At 38.4% G+C, this 15,263-nt stretch carries 18 protein-coding genes; 17 read left to right on the top strand and 1 reads right to left on the bottom strand.

What is annotated here, in order from left to right:
* Nucleotides 1-5: 5 nt before the first annotated feature.
* The 10 genes from KUV80_RS13685 (at nt 6) to KUV80_RS13640 (ending at nt 9,572) form a co-directional block, all read left to right on the top strand.
* Nucleotides 6-638, top strand: a complete 633-nt coding sequence (locus KUV80_RS13685) for a class I SAM-dependent methyltransferase (protein ID WP_222463306.1) — start codon at nt 6-8, stop codon at nt 636-638.
* A 36-nt stretch (nt 639-674) separates the two neighbouring features.
* On the top strand, nt 675-1,643 hold the full coding sequence (locus KUV80_RS13680; RefSeq protein WP_222463662.1) for a ring-cleaving dioxygenase: 969 nt from the start codon (nt 675-677) through the stop codon (nt 1,641-1,643).
* A gap of 146 nt (nt 1,644-1,789) precedes the next feature.
* On the top strand, nt 1,790-2,722 hold the full coding sequence (locus tag KUV80_RS13675) for a VanW family protein (protein WP_222463305.1): 933 nt from the start codon (nt 1,790-1,792) through the stop codon (nt 2,720-2,722).
* A 552-nt stretch (nt 2,723-3,274) separates the two neighbouring features.
* Complete coding sequence (locus KUV80_RS13670; protein ID WP_222463304.1) at nt 3,275-4,045, top strand: alpha/beta hydrolase; 771 nt, start codon at nt 3,275-3,277, stop codon at nt 4,043-4,045.
* Between the two features lie 13 nt (nt 4,046-4,058).
* Nucleotides 4,059-4,517 (top strand): GNAT family N-acetyltransferase, encoded by a 459-nt coding sequence (locus KUV80_RS13665; protein ID WP_222463303.1) that lies wholly within the window; start codon nt 4,059-4,061, stop codon nt 4,515-4,517.
* Between the two features lie 25 nt (nt 4,518-4,542).
* A complete protein-coding gene (locus tag KUV80_RS13660; RefSeq protein ID WP_222463302.1) occupies nt 4,543-5,301 on the top strand; it encodes a sugar phosphate isomerase/epimerase family protein in 759 nt (252 codons plus the stop codon).
* 43 nt (nt 5,302-5,344) lie between these two features.
* A complete protein-coding gene (locus tag KUV80_RS13655; RefSeq protein WP_222463301.1) occupies nt 5,345-5,737 on the top strand; it encodes a VOC family protein in 393 nt (130 codons plus the stop codon).
* Nucleotides 5,738-5,756: 19 nt separating this feature from the next.
* A complete protein-coding gene (locus tag KUV80_RS13650; RefSeq protein ID WP_222463300.1) occupies nt 5,757-7,163 on the top strand; it encodes a bifunctional metallophosphatase/5'-nucleotidase in 1,407 nt (468 codons plus the stop codon).
* Nucleotides 7,164-7,326: 163 nt separating this feature from the next.
* The gene (locus KUV80_RS13645; RefSeq protein WP_246625222.1) at nt 7,327-8,997 is read left to right on the top strand and encodes a M3 family oligoendopeptidase; all 1,671 of its coding nucleotides are present in this window, start codon (nt 7,327-7,329) and stop codon (nt 8,995-8,997) included.
* Nucleotides 8,998-9,386: 389 nt separating this feature from the next.
* Complete coding sequence (locus KUV80_RS13640) at nt 9,387-9,572, top strand: hypothetical protein (RefSeq protein ID WP_222463298.1); 186 nt, start codon at nt 9,387-9,389, stop codon at nt 9,570-9,572.
* Nucleotides 9,573-9,698: 126 nt separating this feature from the next.
* Here the strand turns inward: KUV80_RS13640 and KUV80_RS13635 are convergent, their stop codons facing one another.
* On the bottom strand, nt 9,699-9,923 hold the full coding sequence (locus KUV80_RS13635) for a hypothetical protein (RefSeq protein ID WP_222463297.1): 225 nt from the start codon (nt 9,921-9,923) through the stop codon (nt 9,699-9,701).
* A gap of 157 nt (nt 9,924-10,080) precedes the next feature.
* Between KUV80_RS13635 and KUV80_RS13630 the strand changes: the two genes are divergently transcribed.
* The 7 genes from KUV80_RS13630 (at nt 10,081) to KUV80_RS13600 (ending at nt 15,254) form a co-directional block, all read left to right on the top strand.
* Entirely contained in the window at nt 10,081-10,830 is a 750-nt protein-coding gene (locus KUV80_RS13630) for a gamma-glutamyl-gamma-aminobutyrate hydrolase family protein (RefSeq protein ID WP_222463296.1), read from the top strand.
* A 182-nt stretch (nt 10,831-11,012) separates the two neighbouring features.
* Nucleotides 11,013-11,453, top strand: coding sequence for a VanZ family protein (locus KUV80_RS13625; RefSeq protein WP_222463295.1), 441 nt, complete (start codon nt 11,013-11,015; stop codon nt 11,451-11,453).
* A 23-nt stretch (nt 11,454-11,476) separates the two neighbouring features.
* Entirely contained in the window at nt 11,477-11,800 is a 324-nt protein-coding gene (locus tag KUV80_RS13620; protein WP_222463294.1) for a hypothetical protein, read from the top strand.
* 30 nt (nt 11,801-11,830) lie between these two features.
* Nucleotides 11,831-12,115, top strand: a complete 285-nt coding sequence (locus KUV80_RS13615) for a hypothetical protein (RefSeq protein WP_222463293.1) — start codon at nt 11,831-11,833, stop codon at nt 12,113-12,115.
* A 130-nt stretch (nt 12,116-12,245) separates the two neighbouring features.
* Nucleotides 12,246-13,808: a spore germination protein gene (locus KUV80_RS13610; RefSeq protein ID WP_222463292.1), complete on the top strand. Its 1,563-nt coding sequence runs from the start codon at nt 12,246-12,248 to the stop codon at nt 13,806-13,808.
* Between the two features lie 9 nt (nt 13,809-13,817).
* Nucleotides 13,818-15,017 carry a Ger(x)C family spore germination protein gene (locus KUV80_RS13605; protein WP_222463291.1) on the top strand — a complete coding sequence of 400 codons (1,200 nt, stop codon included), beginning with the start codon at nt 13,818-13,820 and terminating at the stop codon, nt 15,015-15,017.
* Nucleotides 15,018-15,020: 3 nt separating this feature from the next.
* On the top strand, nt 15,021-15,254 hold the full coding sequence (locus KUV80_RS13600) for a hypothetical protein (RefSeq protein WP_222463290.1): 234 nt from the start codon (nt 15,021-15,023) through the stop codon (nt 15,252-15,254).
* Nucleotides 15,255-15,263 lie beyond the last annotated feature (9 nt).

Raw genomic sequence — 15,263 nt, 5'->3', positions numbered from 1 at the left:
GAATTATGTTACGAACAAAAGATGCAACACAAAACTTATTTGATGATTGGGCGAAAACATATACAGAGGATTTACAAAATGCTGCAGGACCACTATTTGGTTATAAACACAGCTTAGAAGAAGCATGCAAGATGATTCAGCTTAGTAAGGGTAGCACACTCTTAGATGTAGGAATCGGGACGGGGGCATTTGCCGCTTCTCTTTCAGATGAAGGAAATGAGGTTTGGGGTATCGATCTTTCGGAAAACATGCTTAAAGAGTGTAAAAAACGTTACCCGACTTACATACTGCATCAAGGAACGTTTACAGAGCCGGGTTTAAAGGATAAAATCGAGTCTTTTGATGTGATTGCTTCAAGTTTTTGTTTTCATGAAGTCTTGCCAGATGAACGACAAACTGCGTGTGAGAAGATGTATACTTTATTAAAACCAGACGGAAAATTTCTCGTTTTAGATATTATGTTTGCTTCCCAATCGGCAATGAACAACGCACGTAAACAGATTGGACACTATTGGGATTCGACGGAGAACTATCCACTTGTTCAAACATTGGACGAGATGCTCCGTCACGTCGGTTTTAAACATATAAGCTGGAAGAACACCGGACCGTTTCACTGGGCATTTTCTGCGCAAAAGTAGATAATGGACGAAAAGGCTGGAAAGAAGGTAGACATGATGGAACTGAAGGGGATTCACCACGTTTCGGCCCTGACGGCTAATGCTCCTGAGAATTTTACGTTTTATACAGAAGTGATGGGACTTCGCCTTATTAAAAAGACGGTAAACCAAGATGACACTAGCGTTTATCATTTGTTTTACGGAGATGAAAAAGGGAACCCTGGAACAGAGCTCACGTTTTTTGAGATCCCGATGGTTGGTCGTAATCATGATGGCAATAACAGTATTTCCGCCATTTCACTGCGTGTAAAAAATGATGCTGCTCTTTATTATTGGGAAAAGCGTTTGCAAGACAATGGAATTGAAAAGGAAGAAATGAAGAATCGTGCAGGACGTCTCACCCTTGCTTTTCGTGACTTAGAAGGGCAGCGGCTTATTCTTGTATCAGATGAAAACAATCAAGGTGTAGCTGGCGGAAAGCCTTGGCATAAGAGCACAACTCCAGAGGAAGTAGCCATAGTTGGTCTTGGACCTGTTCGATTAACCGTCCCGGCAGCTGAACGTACTGTTGAAGTGTTAACAGAGCTTTTAGGCTTTCGGAAAAAAGGAACGTATTCTGCTGAAGTTGAAGGACAGCCTGAAATTCTTGTTCTTGAAACAGGCGATGGCGGATCAGGGGCAGAAATTCACGTTGAAGAACGGTCAGATCTACCGCAAGAACGACTCGGTCGCGGAGGAGTCCACCATGTCGCATTCCGGGTGGATAATGAGGATGAACTTCGTGAGTGGATTGAAAAAGTCAAAACATCTAGGTTTCCAAACTCAGGATTTGTGGACCGCTTTTATTTTAAGTCTCTTTATTTTCGCGAACCGAACCGTATTCTTTTTGAATTAGCAACAGATGGACCAGGATTTGATACAGACGAAGAGCTAGATCACTTAGGAGAATCTCTTGCATTGCCGCCATTTTTAGAACATGAGCGAAACGAGATCGAAGCGAAACTAAAGCCGCTCGATACGAAATAAATAGGTTAAAAAAGCGCTTGGATCACTTCGATTCAAGTGTTTTTTTATAGAAATCGTAATAAAAATGTCAGATTAGGAAAAAGTAAAAAACGCTAGAGCTTCTTTATGGTTTAGTGTAATCGGGAGATATATGGAGGTTTTTATAGATGATATTAACTTGGCTTGCTGGATTGTTGCTTTTTGCCCAACCTGTTGATCTACCGAATACCTTAACAGTAAACCAGCAAGGGAAGACGCTCGCTATTGTGGATCGGGCCTACTTTACCGTGCCGTTTCCAGGGATTCCTTTGGTAGACGAGGAAAAGTATCTTCAGTTTATAAAAAACCTTGAACAAAAAACTTTCAAAGCACCCATTAACGCTAAAATTGCTGATGGCGGAAGCATTACACAGGGAAAAGTAGGTTATAGACTAAACAGAAATGCGTTTCAAGAAAAATTTTATACATATTTCTTTAAAACAGGTTCATCAGAAATAGACGTACCTCTATTGAAATTACATCCGAGAGTGGATGCTGAGTTACTTGCCAATATCAGCACCCAGCAGATTGGTCAATATGTAACGTTCTTTAATCCGAATAATAAAAGCCGTTCTAACAATATTGAAATTGCCGCAAAAGCCCTTGATAGCCATGTTGTTTTCCCGAACGAAACGTTCTCATTTAACAAAGTCGTCGGTAAGAGAACACTCCATAAAGGGTATTTACAAGCACCTATCATTGTAAGAGGAGAGTTATCCGAAGGAATTGGCGGTGGCATTTGTCAGGTATCTTCAACCTTATTCAATGCTGTTGACCGAGCGGGATTGCGAATCGTTCAGCGTTATTCTCACAGTAAACGTGTTCCGTACGTTCCACCTGGACGCGATGCAACCGTTAGCTGGTATGGACCTGATTTTCAATTTCAGAATGAGTATAATCAGCCCATTTTAATCAGAGCGAAAAGATATGGGGGAAGTATGATTGTGAAACTATACTCTTCTGATGTCATTAATGTTGAACCACGAAAGGTTCCCAATGCTTCAACTCAGTTACCTAAAGAAATCCCTATAGAACAAAATGTTCATTATCCGAATCCTTGAAGATAAATTACGTGGAGGGAAAACGAAACCGTTCCAAGAAATAAACGAGTGTATACAAATTTTAGCGCTTTTAAGAAATCTTGAAAAGAAAAAGTAAGATAAGAAAGGGTAAGAGCGTGATTGCAAAAACAATTGAATTGTCAGGGAGCCTGCGACCAATGAAGTAGCCAAAAGCACCAGCGAAAATGGAAACATATAGAGGGGGCGCATTCCAAAAACGAGTACTAACTAGAAGTGCTGCAGGGACAATGACCCATTCAAACGTCCGGTCAGCCCATCTTAGTTGACTAAAAGCAATGATCCCTTCAGTTGCCAAACAAACTGTGTAAACGATAGGAAAAGCATAGATGATTATGAATGTAAAAACCCAAATCATCGCTACTTGTTACTGAAAAAAGAAATAAGGTAAAAGAAAAAAGAAGGTAAGACATGGGAGCACCTTTAAGATACGTTTTCATTTGGACCTCCATTTTATTTTCAACCCATTATTTTACTATATAAAGATTATTATGATATATAATGGTTTACAAGAAACGATGTTAGGAGACTAAAATGTTACAAGAATTCAAGATTCAAATTGAACAATTCGGCTGGGAGGAAAGAATGATCCGCGTTTGTTTACCTGAAGGGTATGAAGCGTCCAAAGAAAGTTATCCCGTTTTATACATGCATGATGGACAAAATCTATTTCGAGATGAAGATGCTAGCTATGGCGCCTCTTGGGGTTTGGCTGACTTTTTACGAGAAAGTCAAACACCATTAATTATTGTTGGCATCGATTGTAACCATGAAGGAAATGAACGATTAAATGAGTATGGTCCTTGGGTGAACACGGAAGTCGGACCTGAACTTCTTAAGGTAGATGAGGAATTTGGCGGAAAAGGAGACGCGTATATGGCGTTCCTTATTCATACCGTGAAGCCATTAATTGAGGAAAAGTATCGGACAATGCCTGATCAAACGTTGTTGGCAGGAAGCTCCATGGGCGGATTGATCTCTACATATGCAGCCTGTCGCTATCCCAACATTTTTGGAAAAGTGGCCAGTCTTTCGCCATCTTATTGGTTTAACCAAGAAGAGATTGAGAGTTTTATAGAACAGAGTGATATGACTGGAATCAAAAAGTTTTATATGGATATAGGAACAGAAGAGGACTCATCAAAAGAGGGGTCAGACCGTCAAATCAAATCATTGGAAAGTGTTTATGAAAAATTAAAGAAAAAAGAATTTGATTTGCGTTTTGAAGTTGTAAGTGGTGGAAAACATCATGAATCATCATGGCGGGAAAGAATGCCTGAGATCATACAATATTTAATGAAATAAGGAGTTCACAATCATGATAACGTTTGAGAGAATGAACGAGAAAGCCTATCAAGACTATATGGAATTTATGCTGCCGGATTATGCGCAGGACATCGCCACACACTTTCTCATCTCTTTAGAAACAGCGACAGAAGATGCAGAACAACAGATGGAAAAGCTGCTTCCAGATGGTGTGCAAACAGAAGGGCATTATTTTTATCATGTAAAGAAGAAGAATGAAATAGCAGGTTATCTCTGGTATCACGTAGATGCTAAAGAAAACAAAGCATATTTGTATCATATTTTTATTCTCGAGAAATTCAGAAGGCAAGGCATCGCAAAAGTCGCATTAACGTTTTTTGAAGAAGAAGCAAAAAAGGTAAATGTTGCTTCACTTGGTCTAAATGTATTTGGCAGCAATGAGAACGCTCTTGAACTTTATAAAAAACTGGGTTACTTCCCTGCAGCGATCTCGATGAACAAAATTTTATAAAACCACATAAAAGGAGACAACAACAATGCGTAAAATTGGACTACAACTATACTCCATTCAATCTGAAGCAGAAAAAGATTTGCTTGGGACACTTGAGACTGTAAAATCCATGGGCTACGACAGTGTCCAGTTTGCTGGTCTTTTTGGAATAGCAGCAAAAGAAGTGAAGGAAGTTCTTGATTCAACTGGTTTGACAGTGGCTGGCGCACACATTCCACTCGACCGTTTTTCAGGAGAGGCTTACAAACGTCAGATGGAAGATCAGCTTTTGTTAGGGAATGATTTAATGATTATGCCTTATTTAACAGAAGAACAGCGCAAGTCGATCGATGATTACAAAAGAGTAGCAGAAACGTTAAACGAAGCAGGATTAAGAGCAAAGGAATATGGGATACGTGTGGCTTATCATAATCACGATTTTGAGTTTTATGAAATGGATGGTGAGATGCCGTTTGATGTGGTTTATCGTGAAACCGATCCTGAGCTTGTAAAAATGGAACTGGATACATATTGGGCAAAATTCGCCGGGTTTGAACCTGAAGAACTTCTCAGAACGTACAACCGCCGATGTGTATCTTTCCATCTAAAAGACATGGTTAAAAAAGGGAATGAAAAAACAAGTACGATTGCAGGAAAAGGCATTTTGGACTTGAAAGGATTCATTCAATTGGCTGATGAGCAACAAGTGGATTATTGTGTGATAGAACAAGAACATTTTCAAGGAAATCCACTCAAAGAAGTTGAACAAGGAGTACAAAACATAAAAGCTCTTTTATTGAAGTAAGAAAATGCTTCATAAATAATTCAAATCATGAGGAGGAAATCAAATGAATGATAAAGTAACGAGCATTGCCCCTATTCAAAGTCACATCAATAACGTATTTGTGCATGTTTCTGATCTAAAGAAATCGGTAGAATGGTATGCTGCCGTTTTAGGAATAACCATTAATCTTGATGCTGTCGAGTCTCCCGTTCATAACATTCCAGTTACAGGACAAACTGGTTTATCACTTGACGATCATACATTTGACCCCTCCTTTCACCGAGCACCAGGATCAGGGCCTATGTTTAATTTATTTGCTCCAGACATTGACGCAGCTTTTGAGGATATCAAAGAAAAGAAAATAAAAATACTGTCAGAAATTCAGTGGCATAAAGAAGTTGCTTGGTTCAATGTAGAAGATCCTGATGGAAATGTGGTCATGATCTGTAATTGCTAAGAATAAACGGGGGGTTATGATGAAAGAAACACTTACGATTCTTCACACGAACGACTTGCATGGACATTATGATCTTGCGCTAAGGCAGTCTGCATTTATAAAAAAGAGAAAACAAGAACTAGAACGCCAAAATGAAAAAGTTATCGTTGTTGATGGCGGCGATCATATGGATATGAGTATGAGTGAATGTCTGGCAACGGAAGGGTATATTCATCTGGATATGCTCTTTGCAGCTGGATATGATGCGATGTCAGTCGGAAATAATGAACTGTTGCGCACATCGAAAGAGAAGATCAGACAATTAAGCAAAGATTCAAAAGTACCGTGGCTCATGCTCAACTTGGAAGAAGAGGACGGCTCAACGATCGGTGGTATGAAAGAGTCTTTGCTTCTTGAGGTTGGAAAGTCACTTAAAATTGGTATGTTTGGTGCAACAGATCAATTTGAAGATGTGTATGAGCAGAAACACGGCTTTCGAAATCGACATACGCTGAATACGATAAAATCAACGGTAAAAAAATTAAAAGAAGATGGCGCACATGTGATAATCTTTCTTTCTCATATGGGGTACGATGTAGACCGGAAACTGGCAAAAGAATTGTCAGGAATAGTAGACGTAATTGTTGGCGCTCATACACATACCGTTATTGAAAAACCAGAAGTTGTTTCAGATGTAATCATCGTACAAGCAGGTTGCTACGGACAATATGTGGGTGAGTTAAGAATTACAGTGGACAGTGAGAAAAAGAAAGTAGTGAGTCATCATGGAAATCTTACCAAAATAACATTGGATGATGAAGTTGACCCACAGTTAGAAGCAGTAGTGGAAAAAGGAAGGCAACAGGCTGTTCAATTTTTATCAGAGGTAATTTATCATTCCAAACATGACCTCTCACATGAAGAACTTGTTAAAATGACAGCTCATAGTTTAAAAGAGTTCTGGGGTTCTGATATCGGGATCATGTATGGTGGAGGAGTAACAGAAGGGTTAAAACGGGGAGATATTACAAAAGGCGGCGTGCTGGATGTTTGTAAAAGCATGCACACACCTGTATTGATGGAGGTAACGGGTAAACAGCTTACAGGCCTCATTGGCGAAACGTATGACGAAACCATTACATCTAAACGTGTATATGGTAGTGGATTCCGGCCACATGGTATCCCCATTGGAAAACTAGAATTTTCAGGAGTAAGTTGGACAGAAGGAAATGGAAGTGCAACTGATATACGTGTAAATGGTGAGAAGGTAGAGGACACAAAAGTTTATACGGTAGGCACGGGAACTCCTCTTCTCTACGAAGAAGTTTGCGGGTATCCAAGTGTCGAGGGAAACAGGTTGATAGAGATTGGTAAAGATATCATGGTTAAAGATTTGTTTATGAATGCAATGAAGAAAAAGGATGCATATTCAAGAACGTCCGTATAGAAATGAAGAGAGCTAACTCAATGGAGGGAAAACCGCCCTAGAATGAGTTAGCTTTTTTGTTACGGTCAGACATTCATAGTAAGTAAGTAACATGGTAATCTATTACAAATGATACTCTGTTTTGTGATAGAGTGAAAGATAGAATGATTTGGGAGGGATTACCTTGAGTGAGCAGCAAGTGGAGCTTTTAAAACAGGAATTCGATCATCTACTTGACCAAAAGATAGGTTCTGAAAAAGAGTTAAAGACTTTCTTAGCAGAGCAAAAGAAATGGTATGAAAAAGTTGAAGAAAATCTGTTAAAGCATTATATTGCTTTTCAATGCCAAAGTGATAGTGAGGAAAACAAACAACGTTATGAGTTTGATCAGGAGCACATAAAGCCTCTTTTTAAGAAGTATCAATCTTTATTGGATGAAAAGGTTCTTGAATCTCCTTTCTTAGCCACTCTGTCTGATGAAGAGTACGGGGAATTTAAGAAGAAGCTGAGAACGCAATTTGCTCTTTTTCAAGAAGCCAATATAGAGATTGAAAAGGAAGAAGACAGGATCGTAAATCAATACTTCGAAACGACCGGCAGTATGACAGCGATTTGGGAGGGTGAAGAAGTTACGGTTAGTGACCTTTTCGAGCATTTTCAGAATCCAGATCGTGATATACGTAAAAAGGCGATGGAGGCCATATATGCTCCTATCCTGAAAGAGGAAGTAACGCTTCAAAAACTAATGGATGAACTCATTCGGCTTCGGGTAAAAAAAGCAGAAAATACAGGTTTAAGCAGTTTTGCTGATTATATGTTCAATAAGTACAACCGCTTTGATTATACTCCTGAAGATTGCACACAGCTAGCAGAATCGATTCGTGAACATGTGATGCCACTCGCTCTCCAATTAGAGAAAGAGCATAAGAAGGAATTACAGGTTGAAGTATACAAACCATGGGACATGAGGGGAGAACCTCTTGGCAAGAAACCTTTGAAGCCCGTTGAATCAGCAGAAGAATTAGTAAACAAATCCGCTGCTGTCTTAGGGGAGATACATCCAGGTTTTGGGACACTCGTACATGAAATGAATGTAAAAGGACTGCTGGATTTAACAAGCCGCAAAGGGAAAACACAAGGTGGTTTTTGTGAACCTTTACCTGAGACGGGACTTTCTTTTATTTTTATGAATATGAACAACACACAAGGAGATCTTCTAACGTTTATGCATGAAATGGGTCATGCCATTCATGATTTGATGAAGAGAGATCAAGAATTATATACGTATAAACAGATTCCCATGGAGTCCGCAGAATTGGCAAGCATGAGTATGGAATTCTTTACGATGGATCGATGGGATGCATTCTACAAAAGTGAAGAAGAGCTGAATCGTGCAAAAAAAGACCAATTGAAACAGGCTGTTATGGGACTGCCGTTTTTTATGGTTGTTGATCAGTTCCAGCATTGGCTTTATCAAAACCCGAACCATTCGTGGGAAGAACGCAATAAAAAGTTTGGGGAGTTAAAGGACAGATACAATGCAACGATTGTTCAATGGGATGGTTTTGAGGACTTGAAGGAAAAAGAGTGGATGTATATTCTACATATTTTCGAGCTTCCATATTACTTTATTGAATATGCAATTGCTCAACTAGGTGCACTTCAAATGTATAAGTTGTATAAAGAAAATCCTATTGAGACGATCGAAAATTACAGAAAGGCGTTGCAGCTTGGAAGTTCCAAATCACTTCCTGAAGTATACAAGGCAGCTGGAATCACGTTTGATTTTTCACCTGAAACCATTTCGCAAATTATGGAATTCGTTGCCCAAGAATTAGAATTACTGTCTGTTTAAAAAATTTACAAACTAATTATTTAACGAATTTAATTAAAATAAAGGGAAATCGTCATTTGAGTCGAATAATGAGTCAAGGCGCCTATATTTTACATCATTCGCATAATTTTTTATGTCACGGTAAAGGTGTCCATAAATTCTTGTCAAAACCGGTTGGTGAGAGAGTTTCGATTTTTAATACTTCGACATACCTAATCCGATATTGAGCCGGACTTTATCCCCAGTGTTCGATGGAGAATATACACTGGATTCTCAATAACGAGGAGCAAAATATGCATCATAAGACTTAATTCTTCATTTTAGTGATTATTTTTTCTTTCAACAGGGAAATGATTGTTGTCTTGCATATTTAAATCGGCTGATTATTCGGAACAAGGGGTGATGGGGTAATGAGGAAACATGATGATGAAAAAATTTGGGACACAGGTACTTCTCAATTTGAAGAGGGCGATAGAATAACTTTTCACAATACCGAACAAGGCATTGAGAAAACCTATATTGTCAAAAGTGTTAAAGAAAACGGTGACATTGAACTTAAATATTCGGCCAATAGACCACAAAGCCCCCTGCAATAATGGAGGGCTACTGAACAACCGGTTAAGTTTTACCGGTTTCTCTCATAATGAATAAAAAACAAGGACATCGCATGTTTATATCATGCGATGTCTTTATTTTTTTTTTGACCTTACCTTATCTCCTTTTTAACTTTGCTTCATTTTCTCGAATTCTCTCCAGTCAACCTCTTTTGCATTTGTAAAACTTCTTCTGCAATTTTTACATTCGTAGTCACCTGATATAACGAATGGCACCCAACAAATAAAAAAGCCAAACGGAATAAACAATAAAATAATGGCAATCGGAATCTTTACCCAATAAAAGTTATTACGTTCGATCAAATCTGACCGGCAGTGTGGACAAAGCTTCATTGTAAAACCCCACTTCCAAGTAAAACGTTATATTCATAGTGTACGAAATGGAGGGGGAGAAAACTACCTATATTTGGATATTAAGTACCTAGGGTTTAGAAAACATCAGATTGGGATAAATATGAGGAAGCCGTTCAAACGAGAGGAAGTATACAAAATGGAAAATAAACCTTTGATTGGACTTACAAGTACAATTATGACCATTAATACGATAGAAAACGAGACACAATCCATACCAACTGTCGTCGTTTATAATAAATTTGCTGAAACCGTTAGAGATGGCGGGGGGATTCCTATTGTTATTCCAATAGGAAAGCCCGAAGAAGCAGCTCATTATGCGAAGCTTTGTGACGGATTTATCTTTACAGGAGGGGAAGACATCAGCTCGATTACTTATGGAGAACAGCCTCATCCGAATGCGAAAAAAGTAAATAAACACCGAGATGATTTTGAGATGCAATTAGTCAAAGAAGCAAGAAAAGAAAACAAAGCAATTTTAGCGATGTGCCGGGGTTATCATTTATTAAATGTGAGCTTTGGAGGGACAATCGTACAAGACGTAAAAAGTGAGTTAGACGACAGCATCAACCACTTTCAGTTATCAACAACAAGAACAGAACCATCACACACGGTAGAGATTGATGAGGATACCCTGCTTTATAAAATTGTTGGAGAAAAGAAAGTGGACGTGAACAGTTTCCATCATCAAGCGATCGGTAAGGTTGGAAAGGGATTGAAAATAGCCGCAAGAGCAGAAGACGGTGTCATAGAAGCGCTGGAGTTAGAAAATCAAGAGGAGTCATTTTTATTAGGCACTCAATGGCATCCTGAAGAGCTGCGACATGAAAATGAAAATATGATGGAAATTATTAAGACTTTTATAGAAGCAGCAAAAAAATCAAAATAGATACATTTACAAAAACCTCCATTTTCTGGAGGTTTTTTGGTACGATGAAAGAAAAATAAGGTTGTGTTTTAACAGTGAGAGATTTTCAAGAAATGATGTTGATGTTTTTGTTGTTCTGGGTACTATTTCGAGGTGTTATTCTATTATGGAAAAGAAGATTTTCAGTAAAAAGAGAATTAAAGGTGCTAACAATTTCATTATCACTTGCATTCATTTATCTTCTAACGGTATTCCCTTTTCCTTTTTTCAATCCTTATGCAGGATTCGAAATGGTAGTCAAACATAATGTGGTTCCATTGGATAGTATCCGGGGTTCTCTCAATCACTTTTATTATATGGTTCCTTTACGTAATATAGGTGGAAACATCATTTTGTTTATTCCACTTGGATTTGCTTTGCTTTTTCGATTTCATACTATAACGGGTTGGAGAGCTGTCGGAATAGGCTTTGTTGTTTCATTGATGGTGGAAACTTGTCAATTATTTATGGGCTATCGTTCGTTTGATGTGGATGATCTCATTCTTAATACGACAGGAACAGGGATAGGGGCATTTACTTTTACTCTTACTTCAAAACTCACAAAAAAGGAAACTTTTTCTTTATTCGTCCGTAAAATAGGATAGAAATTAATCGAGGAGGTTGTCTCATGAATGTGTCGAGACTCTTGAAAATGGTGACAGGTGGAATTGAAGCATTTTTAGGAATTCCTTTCTTAGGAGGTTCCATTATTTTAGCTTCGGCCTGGGCACCGCTTCAAGTCATGTTCTTTCTTCATTTAGTAACACTCATCATTTGTATCGTTCAAAAAGAAAGATTTCATGGAAGTATATTAGGGTTGATTACTTCAGTAGTGGGCTATGTGCCGATCCTTGGAATGCTCATGCACATCGTAACCGCACTTGTGTTATTCATTGACGCATCGAGGGGAAGCCGTAATAAGAAGAACGAACATGTTATTGATGTGAAATGAAATTTTTTTTAAAAAAGGGTGATTAACAAAATGATGTTCATCTATATTCTTATAACATTCCTTCTCTCTTTGCTCTTTTTTAACTGGCTGATGGGTTATAAGAAAGGAAACATTACCCTGACTTTGGATGATCGTTATTATGATTTAAAAACACACGGAGATGCGATTGTCGCCGAATTAGAAAGAGAAGGGAAGCAGGCGGTTTACAAAGGAGATCGAGATATTTTTGTAAATGGAAAGCCATATGTGTTTATAGAACGTACTGTACCTATAGGTGGAGTCCCGATGCAGCGGACGATTTTAACAAGAAAATAAGTAGATCGAACACTTTTAGCTTAGTGCTGAAAGTGTTTTTTTGTGGGACAGACTTTTTATTTCCAATACATATATACCCTTCTACCCGGAGACATTAAGGAATGAGAAAAGGAAGGATAGGGTGAGTAGTATGAGCTTTTTTAAGAAAAACAATACGTTTACTAAAGAACAACAAAATCGTTCAAACGCTGACCTGCTTTCTAGAGAGCTAACGATAAACATTTCCACGATTAAAGAGGTTTTTGGACAAACTAGCGATTTAATCATACGTAACACTCATCTGCATTTTTATGAAAAAGTGAACTTAGCCATTATTTATATAGAAGGATTAGTGGACACAGCTGTTCAAGAATCCGTTTTAAACTCCATGTTAATGGACCATGAACGTACATTTGCCGAGAAAGGGAATGACCAATCCGCTGAACAAGTAGTAGATTTTCTCATAAATCGAATCCTTACCGTTTCGCAAGTAGTTGAAGTAAGTGATGTAACAGAGGTGAAAACTCAATTACTTTCTGGAAATACCCTTTTTTTCTTAGACGGTCATTCTAAAGGGTTTGCTGTACATACGAAAGGATGGAAAGGTAGAAACATCGATGAGCCAGAATCCCAAACGGTCGTGCGTGGTCCGAGAGAAGCGTTTACAGAAAATATTGAAACGAGTATCACCCAAATAAGAAAACGGATTAAAGATTCATCATTAATAGTGGAATCTACTCAGGTTGGCCGTATTACACATACGGATGTAGCCATCATGTACCTGAAAGGCATCGCAAATGAAAAGGCACTTAAGGAAGTACGAGAACGGTTAGATAAAATTGATGTAGATGGAATATTAGAAAGTGGCAATATTGAAGAGTTCATTCAGGATACAACGTATTCACCATTTCCAACTGTATTTAGTACGGAAAGGGCAGACGTGATTGCCGGAGGATTGCTAGAAGGACGAATTGCGATATTTGTAGATGGAACTCCTTTTGTTCTTTTGGTGCCTGCATTATTTATTCAGTTTTATCAGGTGTCAGAAGATTATTATCAACGTGCTGATATCTCGTCACTGCTTCGGATGCTTCGCTTGTTTTGCTTTATTATCGCTTTGTTTGGTCCAGCCTTATATATTGGGATAACGACCTATCACATGGAAATGCTGCCAACCTCTCTTCTTATCAGCCTCGCTGCGCAACGGGAGGGTATTCCATTTCCAGCTCTTATTGAAGCATTAATGATGGAGGTCGCATTTGAAATATTAAGAGAGGCGGGTGTTCGTATGCCAAGAACCGTTGGACAGGCGGTCTCTATCGTAGGAGCCCTCGTTATTGGAGAAGCTGCTATTATGGCAGGAATTGTTTCCCCATCAATGGTAATCGTCGTTTCCATAACCGCAATCGCAAGCTTTGTTATTCCTTCTTATAATATGGCCATCTCCCTTAGAATTTTGAGATTTATTTTTATGATGTTAGCTGCTTCTTTCGGATTACTTGGGATTACAGTAGGAATTTTTGCCCTCGTTCTTCATTTGAGCAGTTTAAAATCGTTCGGTGTTCCTTACATGACGCCATTCGGACCTTTTGTTTTAAAAGATCAAAAAGATACCATTTTTCGCTTGCCTCAGTGGGGATTACTTAACCGTCCGAGCTTAATCGCTCAACACAACACAACACGTGTTGATAATAAAAAGTCTCAAAAGCATTAGGGTGATATCATGAAAAGGTTTGTTACATTGTTTGTAATTTCCGCTTTATTGCTCTCCGTTTTATCAGGTTGTTGGAATCGAAGAGAACTAAATGAGATGTCTCTTGCTGTAGCAATGGCAGTGGACAAATCGAAAAAGGGATATCATGTTTCTGTTCAAGTGGTAAATCCCAGTCAGATCTCTAATCAACAAAACGGTGGGGCATTACATACACCGGTTTCCGTTTACTCTGCATCAGGTAAAACGCTGTTTGAAGCCATTCGTAAAATCATTAAAACCTCTTCGAGAAAAACGTACTTTGGTCACCTAAGGTTACTCATCTTTAGTAAGGAGATCGCAAAAGAAGGTGTGGGAAAAACGCTTGATATGATTTGGAGAGACCAGGAATTTCGTTCCGACTTTTTTATGGTCGTTTCGAAAACAAAAAAGGCTAAAGATATATTGCAAATTTTTACGCCTGTTGAAAAAATACCGGCAAACCATGTTTTTCAGACGCTAGAAGTTTCAGAAAAAGCATGGGCACCTACCGTAGCAATTGATATTGATGAATTTATTGAAGATTTACTAGTAGAAGGCAAGAATCCTGTTTTAGGAGGGATTCAAGTACATGGTAACAAAGAGAGTGGTAAAAATTCATCAAGTGTATCAAAAATCTATCCAGATGCCCGATTGGTTGCTTCAGATATCGCTTTATTTAAAAAAGATAAGCTAGTAGGCTGGTTAAATGTGGATGAAAGTAAAGGTTACAATTACATCTTAGGTAATGTAAAGAGTACGGTTGGATTTTTGGAATGTCCAGGTGGCGGGAACATTACGATGGAAGTGATCCGTACAGAGGCTAAAATCAAAGGAAATGTCGTAAACCACAAACCTAAGATTTCTATTTCTTTAAAACTAGATCAGAACATTGCCGATGTGGAATGTGATTGGGACATTTCAAAACAAACTACGATTAAACAAATTGAAAAGGAAAGCGCAAAAAAGATAATAGCATTGATGGACAAAGCGATAAAAAAAGCTCAAAAGGAAAAAACGGATGTCTTTGGCTTCGGTTCTACTATTCATAAGTCTAATCCTAAAGAATGGGCAGCATTAAAGAAAAACTGGGATCAAGAATTTACATCATTAGAGGTAGACATAAAAGTTGAAACAAAAATCCGGGTATTCGGTAAAGTGAATCAATCGTTATTGAAGGAGTTGGAAGAATAACTCATGTTGAAATTCTTTTACATCGTTAGCTGTCTCCTAATAATTTCTCTCATTGAAATTCCTCAACTGAAAAAGAAAGAATTTAAGAGAGAGCGCATGTTTTATATCGGCTTTGTTCTGCTTGGGTCAGGACTTTTAACGGCAAACCTTATGGGCGTTGCGATACCAAATCCTTTAAAAGCGATGGAGTACATTTATACACCGATCAGTGAAGTGGTTTATGGATTTTTAACGTAAGGAGGGAAA

The sequence above is a fragment of the Fictibacillus nanhaiensis genome (assembly GCF_019801215.1).
In the GTDB taxonomy this organism is placed as follows: Bacteria; Bacillota; Bacilli; order Bacillales; family Fictibacillaceae; genus Fictibacillus; species Fictibacillus nanhaiensis_C.
Note: the sequence above shows the minus strand (reverse complement) of the source record. Positions and strands in the feature narration are given on the sequence as shown.

Bases quoted from the DNA above. Each gene is read 5' to 3' on its own strand.
- KUV80_RS13630 (WP_222463296.1), top strand. From the start codon at position 10,081: ATGGAAAATAAACCTTTGATTGGACTTACAAGTACAATTATGACCATT.
- KUV80_RS13670 (WP_222463304.1), top strand. From the start codon at position 3,275: ATGTTACAAGAATTCAAGATTCAAATTGAACAATTCGGCTGGGAGGAA.
- KUV80_RS13600 (WP_222463290.1), top strand. From the start codon at position 15,021: ATGTTGAAATTCTTTTACATCGTTAGCTGTCTCCTAATAATTTCTCTC.
- KUV80_RS13635 (WP_222463297.1), bottom strand. From the start codon at position 9,923: ATGAAGCTTTGTCCACACTGCCGGTCAGATTTGATCGAACGTAATAAC.
- KUV80_RS13620 (WP_222463294.1), top strand. From the start codon at position 11,477: ATGAATGTGTCGAGACTCTTGAAAATGGTGACAGGTGGAATTGAAGCA.
- KUV80_RS13650 (WP_222463300.1), top strand. From the start codon at position 5,757: ATGAAAGAAACACTTACGATTCTTCACACGAACGACTTGCATGGACAT.
- KUV80_RS13675 (WP_222463305.1), top strand. From the start codon at position 1,790: ATGATATTAACTTGGCTTGCTGGATTGTTGCTTTTTGCCCAACCTGTT.
- KUV80_RS13655 (WP_222463301.1), top strand. From the start codon at position 5,345: ATGAATGATAAAGTAACGAGCATTGCCCCTATTCAAAGTCACATCAAT.
- KUV80_RS13640 (WP_222463298.1), top strand. From the start codon at position 9,387: ATGAGGAAACATGATGATGAAAAAATTTGGGACACAGGTACTTCTCAA.
- KUV80_RS13665 (WP_222463303.1), top strand. From the start codon at position 4,059: ATGATAACGTTTGAGAGAATGAACGAGAAAGCCTATCAAGACTATATG.
- KUV80_RS13680 (WP_222463662.1), top strand. From the start codon at position 675: ATGGAACTGAAGGGGATTCACCACGTTTCGGCCCTGACGGCTAATGCT.
- KUV80_RS13685 (WP_222463306.1), top strand. From the start codon at position 6: ATGTTACGAACAAAAGATGCAACACAAAACTTATTTGATGATTGGGCG.
- KUV80_RS13660 (WP_222463302.1), top strand. From the start codon at position 4,543: ATGCGTAAAATTGGACTACAACTATACTCCATTCAATCTGAAGCAGAA.
- KUV80_RS13615 (WP_222463293.1), top strand. From the start codon at position 11,831: ATGATGTTCATCTATATTCTTATAACATTCCTTCTCTCTTTGCTCTTT.
- KUV80_RS13605 (WP_222463291.1), top strand. From the start codon at position 13,818: ATGAAAAGGTTTGTTACATTGTTTGTAATTTCCGCTTTATTGCTCTCC.
- KUV80_RS13610 (WP_222463292.1), top strand. From the start codon at position 12,246: ATGAGCTTTTTTAAGAAAAACAATACGTTTACTAAAGAACAACAAAAT.